The sequence below is a fragment of the Agromyces sp. Leaf222 genome (assembly GCF_001421565.1).
Classification (GTDB): Bacteria; Actinomycetota; Actinomycetes; order Actinomycetales; family Microbacteriaceae; genus Agromyces.
Genome location: NZ_LMKQ01000001.1, coordinates 1,319,887 through 1,334,776 on the forward strand (window position 1 = coordinate 1,319,887; position 14,890 = coordinate 1,334,776).

General features: G+C 70.4%; 13 protein-coding genes. 11 read left to right on the forward strand and 2 right to left on the reverse strand.

Annotation, left to right across the window (positions count from 1 at the left end; genetic code table 11):
• The first annotated feature begins 158 nt into the window (after positions 1-158).
• On the forward strand, positions 159-821 hold the full coding sequence (locus ASE68_RS05720) for a response regulator transcription factor (protein ID WP_200921672.1): 663 nt from the start codon (positions 159-161) through the stop codon (positions 819-821).
• A 74-nt stretch (positions 822-895) separates the two neighbouring features.
• Positions 896-2,629 carry a sensor histidine kinase gene (locus ASE68_RS05725; protein WP_055856069.1) on the forward strand — a complete coding sequence of 578 codons (1,734 nt, stop codon included), beginning with the start codon at positions 896-898 and terminating at the stop codon, positions 2,627-2,629.
• A gap of 72 nt (positions 2,630-2,701) precedes the next feature.
• On the opposite strand, the gene ASE68_RS05730 is transcribed toward ASE68_RS05725, so the two are convergent.
• Positions 2,702-3,016, reverse strand: a complete 315-nt coding sequence (locus ASE68_RS05730; protein WP_055856072.1) for an MGMT family protein — start codon at positions 3,014-3,016, stop codon at positions 2,702-2,704.
• Positions 3,017-3,069: 53 nt separating this feature from the next.
• Positions 3,070-3,522 (reverse strand): GNAT family N-acetyltransferase, encoded by a 453-nt coding sequence (locus ASE68_RS05735; RefSeq protein WP_055856075.1) that lies wholly within the window; start codon positions 3,520-3,522, stop codon positions 3,070-3,072.
• 229 nt (positions 3,523-3,751) lie between these two features.
• Between ASE68_RS05735 and ASE68_RS05740 the strand changes: the two genes are divergently transcribed.
• The 9 genes from ASE68_RS05740 to nagB all read left to right on the forward strand — a co-directional run bounded on the left by ASE68_RS05740 (position 3,752) and on the right by nagB (position 14,860).
• A complete protein-coding gene (locus tag ASE68_RS05740) occupies positions 3,752-4,969 on the forward strand; it encodes an NADP-dependent isocitrate dehydrogenase (protein ID WP_055856079.1) in 1,218 nt (405 codons plus the stop codon).
• Between the two features lie 124 nt (positions 4,970-5,093).
• Complete coding sequence (locus ASE68_RS05745) at positions 5,094-6,977, forward strand: heavy metal translocating P-type ATPase (RefSeq protein WP_055856081.1); 1,884 nt, start codon at positions 5,094-5,096, stop codon at positions 6,975-6,977.
• A 76-nt stretch (positions 6,978-7,053) separates the two neighbouring features.
• Positions 7,054-8,289, forward strand: coding sequence for an ROK family transcriptional regulator (locus ASE68_RS05750; protein WP_082462056.1), 1,236 nt, complete (start codon positions 7,054-7,056; stop codon positions 8,287-8,289).
• A 64-nt stretch (positions 8,290-8,353) separates the two neighbouring features.
• Positions 8,354-9,601 (forward strand): extracellular solute-binding protein, encoded by a 1,248-nt coding sequence (locus ASE68_RS05755; RefSeq protein ID WP_055856084.1) that lies wholly within the window; start codon positions 8,354-8,356, stop codon positions 9,599-9,601.
• Positions 9,602-9,731: 130 nt separating this feature from the next.
• The gene (locus tag ASE68_RS05760; RefSeq protein WP_055856088.1) at positions 9,732-10,715 is read left to right on the forward strand and encodes a carbohydrate ABC transporter permease; all 984 of its coding nucleotides are present in this window, start codon (positions 9,732-9,734) and stop codon (positions 10,713-10,715) included.
• On the forward strand, positions 10,712-11,641 hold the full coding sequence (locus tag ASE68_RS05765; RefSeq protein WP_082462057.1) for a carbohydrate ABC transporter permease: 930 nt from the start codon (positions 10,712-10,714) through the stop codon (positions 11,639-11,641). Before ASE68_RS05760 ends, ASE68_RS05765 begins: the two co-directional genes overlap by 4 nt.
• Positions 11,638-13,167: a glycoside hydrolase family 3 protein gene (locus tag ASE68_RS05770; protein ID WP_055856090.1), complete on the forward strand. Its 1,530-nt coding sequence runs from the start codon at positions 11,638-11,640 to the stop codon at positions 13,165-13,167. The genes ASE68_RS05765 and ASE68_RS05770 overlap by 4 nt, the downstream gene beginning before the upstream one ends.
• A complete protein-coding gene (locus ASE68_RS05775) occupies positions 13,164-14,090 on the forward strand; it encodes an ROK family protein (RefSeq protein WP_055856093.1) in 927 nt (308 codons plus the stop codon). The genes ASE68_RS05770 and ASE68_RS05775 overlap by 4 nt, the downstream gene beginning before the upstream one ends.
• Positions 14,075-14,860, forward strand: coding sequence for a glucosamine-6-phosphate deaminase (nagB, locus tag ASE68_RS05780; RefSeq protein WP_055856096.1), 786 nt, complete (start codon positions 14,075-14,077; stop codon positions 14,858-14,860). The genes ASE68_RS05775 and nagB overlap by 16 nt, the downstream gene beginning before the upstream one ends.
• Positions 14,861-14,890: the final 30 nt, after the last annotated feature.

Sequence of the window (14,890 nt, forward strand, 5' to 3'; positions counted from 1 at the left end):
TGGGCTGGCACTGAGCCGCACGATGCGCTCGACTCCAGCAGCACGGGGAACGGCACCCCCAGTTTGGGGGTACAGGGCGCCGTCGTGCTGGCGGTAGTGTCGCCACAGGCGGACGAGCCCCCGCTGCCCGCGTGCCTGACGACCGGAGGGTGCACCCGATGAACGATGCCCGCCCGTTGCGCGTCGCGATCGCCGACGACGCGCTGCTGCTGCGCGAGGGCATCGCGAAGGTGCTCGAGGGCGGCGGCATCGAGGTCGTCGCATCGGTCGGCACCGGCGACGAGCTCGTCGAGGCGGTGCGCGGCGGCGGCATCGACGCGGCCGTGCTCGACATCCGCATGCCTCCCACGCACCGCGACGAGGGCGTGCGCGCCCTCGAGACGATCCGTGCGAGCGGCTCCACGATCGGCGTCCTGCTGCTGTCGATGTACGCGACGCCCGAGTACGCGCTGCGCGTCATGCAGGCCGGCAGCGGCACGGGATACCTGCTGAAGGAGCGCGTCTCCGAGCCCGAGACCCTCGTGCGGGCGGTCGAGACCGTGGCATCCGGCGGCTCGGTCGTCGACCCCGAGGTCGTCGAGCAGCTCGTGAAGCGCACGCGCGCCGACGACCCGATCTCCCGCCTCACCGAGCGCGAGCGGTCAGTGCTCGAGCTGATGGCGCAGGGGTACTCCAACGGCGGCATCGCGCAGACCCTGTTCCTCGGCCTGAAGACCGTCGAGACGCACGTGCGGAGCATCCTGCAGAAGCTCGACCTCGAGGAGTCGCCAGAGCACCACCGGCGAGTGCTCGCCGTGCTCACCCTCCTCGGCGAACGGTGATGGCCCCCGGCCGCAAAGGCCGGATCGTCAGACGTACCATCACCATTACCATCGCGGTCGCGCTCAGCCTCGCGATGGAGATCGGCGGATTCCTTGCGACGCCGGATTCCGAGCATCCGGAGGTCTCGTACACGACCTTGCACGCCCTCGTGCCGCTCGTGTTCGCCGCCTGTGCCGGCGTCGCGTGGCACATCGGGCCCTCGCGCACCCCTGCGCGGCTCATGATCGCGTTCGTCCTGCTCTGGATCCCGCAGTCGATCTACTACGTCATCGGCGCCTGGCAGTGGGTGTGGCCGGTCGTGCGCGGCGCCGACCTCGCCTGGGCGGTCGTGGCCGGCATCCTCGTGCTCGTCTACCCGAAGGGCGGCCTGAGCGGGCGGTTCGATCGCTGGATCGCCGGCATCGCGATCGTCTCGTTCGTCGTCAACCTGCTCGTCGTCGTGCTGTTCGCGGGGCCCGACGCGAATCCGTGCGGGTGCGCACCGAACGGCTACCAGCTCGCCGATGCCCCGCTGCTCTTCGCCGTGACCGACATCGGCTACCGCATCATCGGCGTCGGGCTCGCGCTCGTGATCGCCGGGCGCCTGCTCGTGCGCTGGGTGCGCGCGAGCGTGCCCGCCCGCACCGTCGCGTTCCTGATGCCGGTCGCGCTGTTCGCCTGGGCGACGACGCTCGCCGCCCAGGCGGTCGCCTACGTCTTCACGCCGACGACCGACATGGTGCTCCGCACCGTCTCGCTCATCGCCATCGCCTCGATCCCCGTGAGCTTCGACGCCGGCGTCTCGCACGCCCGCAACATGCGTGCGCGGGTCGCCGACCTCATGCGCATCACGCGCGAGGGCGCCGACCGCGGGCTCTGGGCCGAGTCGCTCGCCCGCACGCTGCGCGACGCCTCGGTGCGCGTCTTCTGGTGGGATGAGACGCGGGGCAGGTATGCGGATGCCGCGGGCGACCCGATCTCCGACGAGGACATCGGGTCCAAGGCGGGCCACAGCATCCTCCCGGTGTCGTCGCCGCTCGGCGCCCCGATCGCGTTGATCCGCCACGACCGCGTGCTCACCGACAACATGCGGCTGCTCGACGGCGTCTCGAGCGCATTGCGCCTCTCGGTCGACAACGGCCGCCTGCGCTCCGAGATCGAGCGCACCCTCGAACAGGTGCGCCAGTCGCGCCAGCGCATCGTCGAGGCCGGCGTCGAGGCGCGGCGGCGCATCGAGCGCGACCTGCACGACGGCGCGCAGCAGCACCTCGTGTCGCTCGGCATGCAGCTGCGGCTCTCCGCGAACGCGGCGAAGGCCGCGGGCGAGCCCGACCTCGCCGACGAGCTCGAGCGCACGATCCTCACCCTGAACCAGGCGCTGCGCGAGCTCCGAGAACTGGCGCACGGCATCCACCCGAGCCTGCTGAGCTCCGGCGGGCTCGCGCTCGCCGTGCCGGAGCTCGCCGGGCGCTGCCCCGTGCCGGTCGAGGTCGAGGTGCAGGGCGAGGGCCGGCTGCCGGAGCTCATCGAGTCCACCGCCTACTTCGCCATCGCCGAGGCGCTCGCGAACGTGGCCAAGCACTCGTGGGCCACCAGGGCGTGGGTGCGCGCGCACGTCGTCGACGGCGACCTCGTGCTCGAGGTGCGCGACAACGGCGTCGGGGGAGCCTCGGTCGACGGCGGAACGGGCATGCTCGGCATCGGCGACCGCATCGACGCCGTCGACGGCAGCCTGTCGGTCGAGAGCCCGCCGGGTGCGGGCACGACCCTCACCGTGCGGATCCCGCTCGGCGAGGCCAAGTGGGGCGCGTCGGCCTGGGGCCTGTGAGCCGAAGCTCAGGCGCGCCGGCCTTCAGGCGAGCCGGAGTTCAGACGAGCGCGAGGTCAGGCGAGCCGCAGCTCAGGCGCGCCAGCGGGCCGAGCGCAGGTCGATGCGGTAGCCGTCTTCGTTCGCTGCGGGCAGCATCGGCGTGCCCTCGGCCTCGTAGTGCGCTCGTGCGGCCTCCGCGTGGCCGGCCGGCGGGCGTCCTCCGGCGCGGATGACCCGCCACCATGCGACCTCCGACCCGTGATGGGCCATGACGCCTCCGACGGCACGCGCCCCGCGGGATCCGAGCAGGGCCGCGACATCGCCGTAGGTGGCCACCTGGCCGGGCGGGATGTCGGCGACCACGACGAGCACGGCCTCGACGAAGCCGACGGGGTGCTGCGGCATCCGCTCGCCCTCGGTGCTCGGGTCGGCCGTGGATCGGATTCGGGGCTCGACGCTCAGAGCGCCAGGGCGCCGATCACGTCGCCGTACGCGGTCTCGCCGACGTCGGCGAACCCGATGCGGTGGAAGAACGCCTCCGGGCCGTCTTCGCCCGGCTCCCAGAGCACCGTGATGCGGTCGAAGCCGCGGCGCTTGGCCTCTTGGGCGAGCGATTCGGCGAGGAACCGGCCGACGCCCTTGCCCTGCGCGCCGGCGTCGACGTTGATGCGCCAGATGCAGGCGCGGAACTCCTCGTGCGCGTTCTCGGGGTCGAAGTTGCCGTGGATGAAGCCGACGACGCGGTCGTCGAGCGTCACGACGCGCTGCCACGACGTGATCGGATTCACGACCGAGGCCTCTGCCGAGTAGGTGACCGGAGCGATGAACTGCTCCTGGCCCGGCTTCAGCGAGAGCGTGTTCGCCGCCACGATGTTCGACGCGGACAGTTCTTCCAGTCTCAGCTCAGCCATGCTGCCAAGGCTAACCCGACGAGGGCGCACCGGGAAAGCCGCGATGTCTCGCCTGCAGCGAACGTGTCATGAACAGGAGCGGATGCCGCGGGTTCCCGCTCGCGCAGGCCGGCCGGATGTCTCGATGTCAAGACATCCGACCCGACACGGTAAACTGCCCGTTGGCGTTCGCGCGCCCTCTCGAGGCTTCCTCGATTCTTCCCGAACGACCGCAAGGAGAACACGCATCGTGTCCAAGATCAAGGTTGAAGGCACCGTCGTCGAGCTCGACGGCGACGAGATGACCCGCATCATCTGGCAGGCCATCAAGGACCAGCTCATCCACCCGTACCTCGACGTGAACCTCGAGTACTACGACCTCTCGATCCAGAAGCGCGACGAGACCGACGACCAGATCACGGTCGACGCGGCCCACGCGATCCAGAAGCACGGCGTCGGCGTCAAGTGCGCGACGATCACGCCCGACGAGGCGCGTGTCGAGGAGTTCGGCCTCAAGAAGATGTGGCGTTCGCCGAACGGCACGATCCGCAACATCCTCGGCGGCGTGATCTTCCGCGAGCCGATCATCATCTCGAACATCCCGCGCCTGGTGCCCGGCTGGAACAAGCCGATCATCGTCGGCCGCCACGCGTTCGGCGACCAGTACCGCGCCACCGACTTCCGCTTCGAGGGCGAGGGCACGCTCACGATGACCTTCACCCCGAAGGACGGCTCGGAGCCGCAGCAGTTCGAGGTCTTCCAGTCGCCGGGCTCCGGCGTCGCCATGGGCATGTACAACCTCGACGAGTCGATCCGCGACTTCGCGCGCGCCTCGCTCAACTACGGCCTCTCGCGCAACTACCCCGTGTACCTCTCGACGAAGAACACGATCCTCAAGGCCTACGACGGCCGCTTCAAGGACCTCTTCCAGGAGGTCTTCGAGGCCGAGTTCAAGCAGGCGTTCGACGAGGCCGGCCTCACCTACGAGCACCGCCTCATCGACGACATGGTCGCGGCATCCCTCAAGTGGGAGGGCGGCTATGTCTGGGCGTGCAAGAACTACGACGGCGACGTGCAGTCCGACACCGTCGCGCAGGGCTTCGGCTCGCTCGGCCTGATGACCTCGGTCCTGGCCACGCCCGACGGCAGGGTCGTCGAGGCCGAGGCGGCGCACGGCACGGTCACCCGCCACTACCGCCAGCACCAGCAGGGCAAGCCCACGTCGACGAACCCGATCGCCTCGATCTACGCCTGGACGCGCGGCCTCGCGCACCGCGGCAAGCTCGACGGCAACCAGGAGCTCATCGACTTCTCGCTCACCCTCGAAGACGTCGTCATCAAGACGGTCGAGTCCGGCGCCATGACGAAGGACCTCGCGGCCCTCGTCGGCCCCGAACAGGCCTACCAGACGACCGAGGAGTTCCTGCAGACGCTCTCCGACAACCTGAAGGCGCGCGTCGCGGCCTGATCGACGGTCACGAACGAGGGGCGGATGCTGCGGCATCCGCCCCTTCGGCGTCTCCGGATGCCGAAACCCGACCCTCCTGTACTCAGGGCGACACCCCAGCCGCGAACGGGCGGAAGATGGGGGCATGGCCCGCATCCTGACGCTCGCCCGCCGCTACTGGGTGGTCACGCTCACCATCGCGATCGGATGCCTCGGCATCACGCTCGCACTGGTCGGGGCCGGGGCCGCCGTCGCGTGGATCTTCAGCGGGTACGCCCTCGCCATCGCGGCGTGGCAGGCCGTCGGCATGGTGCGCGACATGCTGCGCGGGCATTGGGGCCTCGACGTGCTGGCGATCACCGCGATCATCGCGACCGTCGCGGTCGGCGAGTACGTCGCGGCGCTGCTCGTCGTGCTGATGCTCACGGGCGGAGAGGCGCTCGAGGACTACGCGAACCGCCGGGCCAAGCGTGAGCTCGACGCCCTGCTCACGCGGGCGCCGCAACTCGCGCACCGCATCGAGGGCGACGCGATCGTCGACGTCCACGCCGACCGCGTTCGACCGGGCGACGTGCTGCTCGTGCGGCCGAGCGAGATCGTCCCGGTCGACGGCACGCTGCGGTCGGCCGAGACGACGCTCGACGAGTCCTCGATCACGGGTGAGAGCGTGCCCGTCGAGAAGCGCGCGGGCGATGCCCTGCTGAGCGGCGCGGTGAACGGGTCGACCGCGGTCGAGATCGTGGCGACGGCCACCGCGGCGAACAGCCAGTACCAGCAGATCGTGGCGCTCGTCGCCGAGGCCGCCGACTCGAAGGCGCCGGTCGTGCGCCTCGCCGATCGGTATGCGGTGCCGTTCACCGTCTTCTCCCTGGCACTCGGCGCCGTCGCCTGGTGGGTCTCGGGCGATCCCGTGCGCTTCGCCGAGGTGCTCGTGCTCGCGACGCCGTGTCCGCTGCTCATCGCCGCGCCGGTCGCGTTCATCGGAGGCATGAGCCGGGCCGCGCGCAACGGCGTGATCGTCAAGGGCGGGGGAGTGCTCGAACAGCTCGCCTCGGCGAAGACCGCCGTGTTCGACAAAACGGGCACGCTCACGCGGGGCGAGCCGACGCTCGTGGAGATCCGCGCGGCGGGTGGCCTTGGAGCGGATGAGCTGCTCGCCGCCGTCGCCACTGCCGAGCAGTACTCGTCGCACGTGCTCGCGGCCTCGTTCATCGCGGCGGCGCGCGATCGCGGCCTGCCGCTGGGCGAGGCCGAGTCGGCCGAGGAGACCGCGACGAACGGGGTCCGGGCCCGCATCGACGGGAGGGAGGTCGTGGTCGGCAAGTTCGCCTTCGTGCGCGAGCACGCACCGGACGCCGTGCGCACGGTCATCGCCCCCGGCGAACTCGCGGTGTACGTGGCGATCGACGGGACGTACGCGGGTGCGCTGCTCGCGAGCGACCGGGTGCGGGACAACGCCCGTGCCACGCTCGAGCAGCTCGCGGAGCTCGGGGTGCGGCGGACGATGATGCTGACGGGCGACGCCCAGGCGACCGCGGAGCACATCGCCGCGGAACTCGGCATCGACGATGTGCGTGCCGACTGCCTGCCCGCCGACAAGGTGGAGGAGGTCTCCCGGATCTCCGAGCGGCCGGTCATCATGGTCGGCGACGGCGTCAACGACGCACCCGTGCTCGCCGCGGCCGACGTCGGCATCGCGATGGGGGCGAAGGGCGCGACGGCGGCGAGCGAGTCGGCGGCGGCCGTGATCCTCGTCGACGACATCTCCCGGGTCGCCAAGGCGGTGCGGATCGGCCGTGACACCGTGCGCATCGCCCTGCAGAGCATCTGGGTGGGGATCCTGGTGAGCGTCGGGCTGATGATCATCGCCGCGTTCGGTGTCATCCCGGCGACCATCGGGGCGATCCTGCAGGAGGTCGTGGACCTCATCACGATCCTCGCGGCGTTGCGGGCGATCGGCGGGCGACTCGATGCCGAGGCGTCGCGCGAGGCGGCCGTCGGCGCCGGAACCGAGGTCGTCGCCCGCTGATCACGGTTCGGTAACACCGAGGAAAAGCTCCGGCGAACAGTTGCGCGTTGTTTGTTCGTAAGCTTTACTAACAAACATGTCAACGGAGGCGCAGCGAGGCCAGATCCTCGAGAGCCCGACCCCCACCGGGGTCGGCGCAGACGTGCTCACCGCGCCGTTCGACAACGCTCCGATCTTCACCAGGTCGCGCGCCCTGCGCCCCACCGGCAAGGTGCTGCCCGAGCATGCGCGCAGCCACAACCGCGCCCTCGTGCTGCAGACGCTCTACACGATCGGCCCGCAGAGCCGCGCCGACGTCGCCCGCGAGACCGGCCTCACCCGCGTCACCGTCTCCGACCTCGTCGCCGAACTCATCGCCGAGGCCCTCGTCGTCGAACTCGGCCAGCGTGAGGACTCCCGCCCGGGCAAGCCCGCGATCCTCATCGACGTCGACCGCGCCGCGTTCCAGATCATCGGCCTCGACCTCTCCGACCACGAGCGCTTCCTCGGCGCGATCGTCGACCTCGACGGCGGCATCGTCGCGCGCGACGAGGTTCCGCGAGACGGCGCGACCGGCGCCGCAGCCGTCGCCCTCGTCGACGCCCTCGCCGCACGCCTCGTGGCCGCCGCGACGGCGCCCGTGCTCGGCATCGGCGTCGGCTCGCCCGGTGTCGTCGACCCCCAGGGCGTCATCCGCTCCGCCCCGAACCTCGGCTGGCAGGGCGTCGACCTGCAGGGCCGCCTGAACGCCGCGTTCGACCTGCCCGTGCACGTCGGCAACGACGCGAACGTCGCCGTGCTCGCCGAGCACGGTGCCTCGACCGCCGACGACCTCCTGCTCGTCAAGGTCGGCCACGGTGTCGGCGCCGGCCTCATCATCGGCGGACGCCCCGTGATCGGCGGCGGATTCGCCGCGGGCGAGATCGGCCACGTCACCGTCGGCACCGACGGCGGCCCGCGCTGCGCGTGCGGCAAGCACGGCTGCCTCGAGACGTGGCTCGCCGTGCCCCGGCTCACCGCACAGCTCGACGCGATCGAGCCCGGCCCGCTCGCGGCATCCGAGCGCGAGGCCATCCTCACCGAGGCCGGTCGCCGGCTCGGCATCGTGCTGGCACCCGTCGTGGGTGCCCTCAACCTGTCGGAGGTCGCGCTCAGCGGCCCCGCCGAACTGCTTGACGGCCCCCTCGCCCTGGCGGCCGTCGAAACGCTCCGGACGCGGACGATGGCGGAACACAACCGTGATCTGAGGCTCCGGATGACCGAGCAGGCGCAGGACATCGTCCTTCGCGGCGCGGCCGTCATGGTCCTCTCCGGACAACTCGGGGTCTCCTAGGCCCCACGCACCAAGGGTGCAGCGAACCCCCGCTGCGACCCACACCCCATGAAAGGAAACGCAAATGAGGAAACTCGGCATTGTGGCGCTCGGCGCCGCTGCTGCCCTGACCCTCGCCGGTTGCAGCACCGGTGGCGGCGAGTCGACGTCGGCTGACGGCGGCGAGATCACCGTCTGGGTCGTCGGCTCCGACACGCCCAAGGATGCGCGCGCGTACCTGAAGGACACCTTCGAGTCCGAGAACGACGGCTGGACCCTCACGGTCGAGGAGAAGACCTGGGCCGACGTCAGCGACACCTACGCTGCCGCGCTCCAGTCGAACGACTCGCCCGACGTCGTCGAGGTCGGAAACACCCAGACCGCGAGCTTCGCGGACCAGGGCCTGTTCCTCCCCCTCGAGGACTTCGCGACCGACGACTACCTCCCGGGTCTCGTCGAGTCGGCGACCTACGACGGCGACCTCTACGCCGCTCCGTACTACGCCGGCGGCCGCATCGTCTTCTACAGCGAGCAGATCCTCGGCGACACCGCGATCCCCACGACGCTCGACGAGTACGTGGCGACCGGCAAGGAGCGCAAGACCGACACCCTCTCGGGCATCTGGGCTCCGGGTCGCGACTGGTACAACGCGCTGCCCTACGTCTGGTCGCACGGCGGCTTCATCGCCGAGCAGGACGGCGACACCTGGAAGGCCGGCTTCTCGAGCGAAGGCGGCATCGAGGGCCTGACCCAGCTGCAGGACGTCTACGTCAACGCCTCGAACGCGGCCAAGGACGGCGACGAGACCGACCCGCAGGTTCCGTTCTGCGCCGGTGAGGACCTCTTCCTCTCCGCTCCGGCATGGGTGCAGTGGTCGATCACGGCTCCGGCCGACGCCGAGGCCCCGGGTTGCCCCGACACCTACGGCGCCGACCTCAAGGCCTTCGCCCTCCCGGGTGCCGAGGCCGGCGAGACCGCCCCGATCTTCGCCGGTGGCTCGAACGTCGCCGTCGCGACGAAGAGCGCCAACCCCGAGCAGGCTCGCGCCGCGCTCGACATCATGGCGAGCGCCGGCTACCAGGACCTCCTGGCCGCCGGTGGCCTGACGCCGGGCCTCACCGCCTCGGCGGCGAACCTGCCCGACACCGAGATCGCGAAGGCCCAGGCCGTCGCGCTCGAGAACTCGAAGGTCACCCCGACCACGCCCAAGTGGGCCGAGGTCGAGGCTGCGCAGATCATCCAGGAGGCGCTCGTCAAGATCGCCCAGGGTGGCGACGTGAAGTCGATCGCGACCGACCTCGACGCGCAGATCGAGGAGATCCTCAACAGCTAGCCTGTTGAGCCCGACGCGGGGGGCGGAGACCCACACAGCTCCGCCCCCCGTTCCCCTGCCGGGAATCGTCCCGCGCCCGTACCATCAGTCCCACCCGCGATTCCCTCGCGACCACCCCGAGGAGCAGCCGATGAGCGCAACCCTCACGGAACACGACGCAGCGCCGCGCACGCCCGGTACCCGCCCTCCGAAACCCGAGACCTCTGCGGGCCGCAGCCCCAAGCAGAAGAAGTTCCCCTTCGCGCCGTGGATGCTGCTCGCCCCGAGCATCGTCCTCCTGGCCGTCATGGTCGTCTACCCGACGATCGTCATGTTCATCACGTCGTTCACCGACCTCCAGATCAAGAACAAGATGCTCGGAACGCCGGCGAACTTCGTCGGCTTCGACAACTACATCGACGTCTTCACCAAGTCGGACTTCCCGGCGGTGCTCGCCAGGAGCCTCGCCCTCATGGTCATCCTGACCGTGCTCATCGTCGCGGGCGGCATGCTGCTCGCGCTGCTCATGCTGAAGCTCACGAAGGGCTGGCGGCTGCTCGTCTCCATCGGCCTGCTGCTCGCCTGGGCGATGCCGCCCCTGTCGGCCACGGTCGTCTTCGGCTGGATCTTCGACACCGACTACGGTCTCGTCAACTGGGTGCTGAACACCCTCACGCAGTCCAACGACTTCCGCGGTCACTCATGGCTGATCGACCCGCTGTCGTTCATGTTCGTGCTCATCCTCATCGTCGTCTGGCAGGGCATCCCGTTCGCGGTGTTCACGTTCTACGCCGGACTCGGCCAGGTGCCCGACGAGGTGCTCGAGGCGTCGCAGCTCGACGGTGCGAACGCCTGGCAGCGCTTCCGCCTCATCGTGCTGCCGTACCTGCGCAACGTCATCACCGCGGTGATCGTGCTCGAGACCATCTGGAACCTCCGCATCTTCACGCAGGTGTACGCGCTGCAGCAGCAGGGCGGCATCGCCTCCGAGACCAACGTGCTCGGCACCTACCTGTTCCGGCAGGGGCTCGGCGAGTTCGGCGTGACCGCCGCCATCGGCGTGTTCATGGTCATCCTGCTCATGGGCATCTCCTACTTCAACGTCCGCAACAGCCTGAAGGAGGAGGAGGCATGACCACGCAGATCTCTCCCGCCGTCCAACTCTCCGAGACGCCGGGGCGCATGACCCCCCGCACCCAGAAGCCCCGGCGAACGCTTCGCAGCCGCGCACCCAGGGCCCTGATCAACACGGTCGCGATCCTCGTGTTCCTCTGCTCGGTGTTCCCGGTCTACTGGATGGTGAACATGTCGTTCACCCCGCCGAACCAGATCATCAGCCGCACCCCGAGCTTCTTCCCGCTCGAGTTCACGGTGAAGAACTACGTGACTGCCTGGACGCGCGAGGCTGCCCCTGGCCAGACCGACTTCCCGCACGCGCTCGGCTCGAGCATCATCGTCGCGATCGCCGTGGTGGTCATCTGCGCGATCTTCGCCTTCCTCGCATCGATCGCGATCGCCCGGTTCGCCTTCCGCGGCCGCTACGTCTTCATCGTGAGCGTGCTCGTCGTGCAGATGGTGCCCGGCGAGGCGATGATGTTCACGATCTACAACATGATCGACGACTGGCGCCTCATGAACACCCTCATCGGGTTGTTCATCGTGCACCTCGCCTCGGTCGTGCCGTTCACGATCTGGACCCTCCGCGGCTTCGTCGCCGGTGTTCCGGCCGACCTCGAGGAGGCCGCCCAGATCGACGGCTGCACCAAGGCGCAGGCCTTCTGGAAGGTCACCTTCCCGCTGCTCGCCCCCGGCCTGGTCTCGACGGGCATCTTCGCCTTCATCCAGAGCTGGAACGAGTTCACGATGGCGCTGCTGCTCATGAAGGGCTACAACCTCACGCTCCCGCCGTGGCTGAACTCCTTCCAGTCGGCGACCGAGGCGACGAACTGGGGCGCCGTCATGGCCGGCTCCACCCTCATCGCGCTGCCCGTCGTGATCTTCTTCCTCTTCGTGCAGGGCCGCATGACCGGCGGCCTCGTGAGCGGAGCCGTCAAGGGATGAACGCGCAGCACCACACCGACGCGGTCGCCGAACTGCGCCGGGACATCCACACGACCCTGCTCCCGGGATTCGCCGGCACGACCGCGCCCGAGTGGCTGCTCGGCCGCCTTCGCGACGGCCTCGGCGGCGTGTGCGTGTTCGGTCCGAACATCGTCGACGCCGAGCAGCTCCGCACGCTCAACGCGAGCCTCCGCGAGGCGAACCCCCTCGCCGTCGTCGCGATCGACGAGGAGGGCGGCGACGTCACCCGGCTCTTCTACGACCGGGGTGCGCCGTATCCGGGCAACGCCGTCCTGGGCCGTCTCGACGAGACCGAGCTGACCGAGCGCGTCGCCCATGAGGTCGGCCGGGCGCTCGCCGCCACCGGGTGCACGGTCACGTTCGCACCCGACATCGACGTGAACTCCAACCCCGACAACCCGGTGATCGGCGTGCGGAGCTTCGGCTCCGACCCCGAGCTCGTCGCGCGACACACCTCGGCCTGGGTCCGCGGCGTGCAGTCGACGGGTGTCGCGGCCAGCGCGAAGCACTTCCCGGGCCACGGCGACACCGCGACCGATTCGCACCTCGCGCTGCCGGTCGTCGACGTCTCGCTCGAGACGCTGCGAGAGCGCGAGCTCGTTCCGTTCCGTGCCGCGATCGCCTCCGGCACGCGCACGATCATGACCAGCCACATACTGCTTCCGCAGCTCGATGCGGAGAACCCGGCCACCCTCTCTCCCCGCATTCTGCAAGGCCTGCTCCGCGGGGAGCTGGGGTTCGAGGGCGTCATCGTCAGCGACGCCCTCGACATGAAGGGGGCGAGCGGCGTGCACGGCATCCCTGAGGCGGCCGTGCTCGCCCTCGCCGCCGGTTGCGACCTGCTCTGCATCGGGTCCGACAACTCCGACGCGCAGCTCGACGATATCGTCGCCGCGGTCGAGGGCGCCGTCGCGTCGGGGCGCCTGCCCGTCGAACGCCTCCGCGAGGCCGCCGCCCGCGTGCGGGCGCTGAGCGCCGACGCTCCTGTGATCCCGGCGTCCGTCGTCACGGTCGAACCCGCTCACGACGTCGAGGAGCTCGCCGCCTTCGCGGCGTCCTTCGAGGTGTCGGATGCCGCGCGCACGCGTCTGGCGTCCGCATCCCGGGTCGGCACGATCGTTCGCGTCGACACCGTGGCGAACATCGCGGTCGGCGTCGCGCCATGGGGTCCATTCGCGAGCTCGCTCGTCGAGGGCGTGCCCGACTGGTTCGGCGACGCGGAGGTCGTCGGCATCGCCGCCGGCTCGCCGCTCGGCGAGATCGTCGAGCTCGCGGGCCCCGTGCTCGTCGTCGGCAAGGACCTGCACCGGCACGCATTCGCCGTCGACGCGATCGAACGCCTCCGTGCGGTCCGCGACGACGTCGTGACCGTCGACATGGGCTGGCCCTCGAACGATCGCGCCTACGCCGATGTCTCCACCTTCGGCGCATCCCGGCTCATCGGCTCGGCGCTGCTCGCCTTCGTGGGCGCAGCGCTCGCGGGCGAGACGGTGGAGGTGGCATGAAGCTCGGCATCGACATCGGCGGCACGAAGACCGCCGCGGTCGCGATCGGCGCCGACGGCGAACTGAGCGACCTCGTCTCGCTGCCCACCGGCTTCGGGGCACCCCAGGTCGTGTCCACCGCACTGCAGGTCGTGGCGCGCATGAGCGAGCTCGCGGGCATGCCTTCGGCGTCGTTCTCGTCGATCGGCATCGGCATCCCCGGCGCCGTCGATAACGCGACCGGTCGGGTGGAGCACGCCGTGAACCTCGGGCTCGAGGGCCTCGACCTCGGCCCTCGGCTCTCCGACGAGCTCGGGGTCGCCGTTCGCGTCGAGAACGACGTGAAGGCGGCCGCGCTCGGCGCGCACCACCTGCTCGGCGTGGCCGACGGCATCACCGCGCACTCGATGGCGTACCTGAACCTCGGCACCGGACTCGCCGCCGGCATCGTGCTCGACGGCGAACTGCTCCGCGGCGGACACGGCGTCGCCGGCGAGATCGGGCACATCCCGGTCGACCCGGCCGGCGTGGTCTGCGGATGCGGCCAGCGCGGGTGCCTCGAGACCATCGCCTCGGGCTCGGCGATCGCCCGCATGTGGCCGACGGAGCACCCGCTGCCCGCCCGCGAGCTCTTCGACGCCGCCGAGGCCGGCGACGAGCGCGCCATCGAGGTGCGCGACCGGTTCCTCCTCGGCGCGGCCTCCGCGGTGCGACTGCTCGCGCTCACGACCGATGTCGACGACATCGTCATCGGCGGTGGGCTCGCGTCGCTCGGTGAACCGCTGCTGCTCGGCATCCGCCGTATGCTGAACGAGTGGGCCGGGGGATCACCATTCCTCGCGTCGACCGATCTCGCAGAGCGGGTGCAGGTCATCCCGTTCGGATTCCCCGCGGCCGCCGTCGGCGCCGCCCTCGTTGGAGAACCTTCATGGCTGAACTCGTAATCGTCGATGACGCGCGCGCGGCCGGCGACCTCGTCGCCGACTCGATCGTCTCGCTGATCCGCCGCAAGCCCGACGCGGTGCTGGGCCTGGCCACGGGCTCGACCCCGCTCGCGACGTACCGCGCACTCGCCGGCCGCATCGCCGAGCAGGCCATCGACGTGCGCGGCGTTCGCGGATTCGCTCTCGACGAGTACGTCGGCCTGCCGGCCGGCCACCCCGAGAGCTACCGGTCGGTCATCACGCGCGAGGTCGTCGAGCCGCTCGGGCTCACGCCCGAGCTCGTGCGGGTGCCGAACGGCGACCCCGGCTCGATCCAGCACGCCGGTGCCGACTACGAGGCGGCGATCGACGCCGCCGGTGGCATCGACATCCAGATCCTCGGCATCGGTCGCACGGGGCACATCGGGTTCAACGAGCCCGGATCCTCGCTCGCGTCGCACACCAGGGTGAAGACGCTGACCGCGCCGACCCGTGCCGACAACGCCAGGTTCTTCGACTCGCCCGACGACGTGCCGAGGCACTGCATCACGCAGGGCATCGGAACGATCCTCCGCGCGCGCCACCTCGTGCTGCTCGCCTTCGGCGAGGCCAAGGCCGAGGCGATCGCGGCCGCGGTCGAGGGGCCGGTGACGGCGAGCCAGCCCGGCTCAGCGGTGCAGCTGCACCCCCACACGACCGTGATCGTCGACGAGGCGGCCGCGTCGCTCCTCGTGAACGTCGACTACTACCGTCACGCGTGGAACAACAAGCCCGAATGGCAGGGCATCTGAGCCCGAACTCTTCGAGGCCGCGTCGATCGC